Genomic DNA, 3,139 nt, shown 5'->3' on the forward strand with positions numbered 1-3,139 from the left:
TCATGCGGCATTATTTGACTCCTTTAAGAGTCAACTTTTTTTAGGACAAGACAAGTAAAGACTCTTCACATCTATGAAGGCAAAAATTACAGTGTTTAATAAGAAAGCCAACCATCATAGATCGCTTCAATAAAAAAGAAGGATTAGAACAACCTGCATTCTAATGGCTTCTTCTCCCAGTAAAGAATTTTTGTGGGCGGTCGGTAAGTTCTCTTTTGGCTGCCTTTCTTGTATCTTCCTCAAAATTTTTAGCGGACAATATTGAAAGAAGATAAGAGATCTTTCAATCTTCTTTAAACCATTGAGAAATAGAAGCGATGCGCGAAGAGAAAATGTTGGAAAAAGCGGTAGTTTTCGATATTGACGGAACCCTCTGTGACGACACATCCAGAAGAAAAGAATATTTGACTAATGGGGATTGGGAAAACTACTTACTGGATTGCCAAAACAGCCGGCCGGTCGAATGCACTCGAGTACTCTTGGATTACTATCTCCACAAAGGCTTTAAAGCTATTTTCGTCACAGGCAGACCGGAAGCCCTAAGAACCAGAACAAATCATTTTTTAACTTCTTTAGGGTTACGCATTAACCAATATGAATTGCTCATGCGAGAAGACGGCAACACAGACAGTGAAGCCGTCCTTAAAAGAAAATTCATGTCTATGTTGGTAGGCGCCTACGATATAGAGACAGCTCTTGACTGCCGTCCCGAAGTTCGAGAAGTTTATAAAAGTCTCCAAATTTCTTCCGGGTCACTTTTTGACATTGATTATCCGCCTTACTCTTTGAAAGAAGAACTTGCTAATGACGACCGGCCCTTTTCCCCTAGATACAATTTTCGGCAGCGTGTTGAGGATTACTGTGCTCAACGTTTCGGGTTATGGCGCTGGGAAGAAATCAGAGACGAGCTTCTAACCCACATCAACAGCAAAGGCAAAGAATTTACCTACAGAATTGTTGAAGACGGCGGTAAGTATTTATTCTTCAGCAGAGAACTACTTATGAAACGGGAAACCAAACTTTCGGAATTTAAACGCCATTGGATTCCCGGAAGAACTTCCTACAAGTCCTTAGCCATCCACATTGATGAACTCCCTGTAAAGGTTAATGACCGAAATCTTTATTACGCAGATGCCTGGATTCCACCTGATGGAATCCGTGATGTCATTCTTACTGACGGGAAGAAAGCTGAAGCTACCTTTACAGATGCGAATGGCTGGGACTCTCCTGTCGCTCGCTTTTTCGCCACTGACGGAGAAACAGTTAAGCGCGCCGACATTGAAGAATATAACTATGTGCCAGATGCCGATGACGATTTAAAACATGAAGCTTTTGAAAAGCTCTCTCCTCGAATTAAGCAAGTCTTGGAAAGAATTCGCTTAATTACCAGAGCCGGAAAGTTCACTTTCGAAGAGTTCGCTGCGGAGGTGATTGATCCCCAAACAGGCAAGGTTTATCCGAAATACCAAACAAATACGGGGGAAAATCAACTCCGCGATATTGAAAATGAAAACTTGATTCGCTTGGCTTCAAGCCGAAAATGGAAAGAATACTACATCAAGGTCACACCCCGTTTTGAACATTATTTCCAAAGTTACTCAAAAAGTTAAAAGTTTGCTAAACGTTCGTAGGGCCTCGCCCAACTGGACGAGGAAAATCATTGGATTATTTTCTTTTATTTTTTCCTTTATTAACCATATTGTCGTGCTCGATTGCCGCGTCGAGCCGTCCTGCAATTACTGAGGAATTTGCACGGTAATACCTTTGGAGCATTGCCAAGTCTCGGTGCCCCGTCTGTTTCGCAAGTGCGAGAACGTCTAACCTGGGCTTATTTGTTACCGGGTCAATAGAAGCAGCCCAAGTTGCAAATGTAGCTCGGCTATCATGGAAATTTAAGCCTTCTTCCAGTAATAAGCCGTTTGTATCGCGCTTTGGCCCCAAATCTGCCATATCCCTAATTTTTCGCCAAAGAGCGTCCCTTTGTTGAGAATCGAGGGCTGAAAAATAACTTCTTGAATAACCTCCGAAATTTTCTGCAAGGGCAAGAAGTCTTTTTGCTTCTGATGATAAGGCCACATCTCTTTTAAACCCTGTTTTAGTGATTTCTTTTGGCAAATGAATGGTGTTCCCGTTGATCCAATCTGCCTGTAATTGAAGGATTTCCCCGATTCTCATACCGGTTGCACAAGCAAATTCAAAAGCAAGGACAACTAATTGTGGCAGCGTGCGTGGCTCCGATACACCGTCCCAATCTGCACAAAATCTGAGTTTTTCAATGTCCTCAGCAGTTGCAATTCTTTCCCGATGATCGCCGCTCTTCGGTTTACACGACACTTTTGAATAAGGATTAACGGAAAGAAACTTATTTCTGATGCAATAGTTAAAAATAGAATTCATCAGAGTTGTTTCCTTTAGAACGGTTGCCTCGGAAATTGGTCTCTTGCTCGTCGGACTTACATCATTCATTCTATGGGTTATGTACCGTTCAATATCCCCAGGAGTGACATCGACGAGCCGTTTTTCTGCAAAATCTAAATTTTTAAATCTGGCTAAACGAAAAGTCTCGGGTCTAAAAGATTTCTTTGTTGGGGTTATCTCCCTGCCATACAAATCAACAGCTTCTGCAAAAGTTAAATAAGCACTTAACTGCGGTTGACCTTCTATATCTTTCAGGAGCATCTTGGCTTCGGCCCGGGTTCGGAAAGTCTTACTTTTTACTTTGGACCCTTCTTTCCATCTAACTTGATATTTTCCCGCCTTTAGTTTGAATAAGTAAGCCATAAACCTGTCCTTTACATTTAGGTAACACGTTGAACCTTCAGCAAAACGTTCACCTTAGAAACCAGTTGCCAACTTGTGAATTTATTTTCACAGCCAAGAAGACGGTCAACTTACCGGCCAGGCTCGGTTGTGTCAGTAAAAAAGAAGCAAAGTATTTAGAAGCGGAATATAAGATCGGTCGAATGTTTTAAGGTTCGAAATCGAGGCTACTTTTTCAGGGAAAAATATTTAAAGTTGCCCAAAATCATCACCCCTAAAATTCACTTATTTTCAGCAACTATATCAGTAAATGACAGTAATAGACAATCGAGTAGGGGGACGGGTTTCCCCGCCCCTCTCTCACAGCACCCATCGTGCG

At 41.9% G+C, this 3,139-nt stretch carries 2 protein-coding genes; one reads left to right on the plus strand and one right to left on the minus strand.

The genetic code is table 11. The features are described from left to right. Window positions 1-317: 317 nt before the first annotated feature. Window positions 318-1,610, plus strand: coding sequence for an HAD family acid phosphatase (locus RDK53_RS12155; RefSeq protein WP_308515238.1), 1,293 nt, complete (start codon window positions 318-320; stop codon window positions 1,608-1,610). A gap of 55 nt (window positions 1,611-1,665) precedes the next feature. Here the strand turns inward: RDK53_RS12155 and RDK53_RS12160 are convergent, their stop codons facing one another. Further along, entirely contained in the window at window positions 1,666-2,781 is a 1,116-nt protein-coding gene (locus RDK53_RS12160) for a tyrosine-type recombinase/integrase (protein WP_308515240.1), read from the minus strand. Window positions 2,782-3,139: the final 358 nt, after the last annotated feature.

Source organism: uncultured Turicimonas sp. (assembly GCF_902477955.1).
GTDB lineage: Bacteria > Pseudomonadota > Gammaproteobacteria > Burkholderiales > Burkholderiaceae_F > Turicimonas.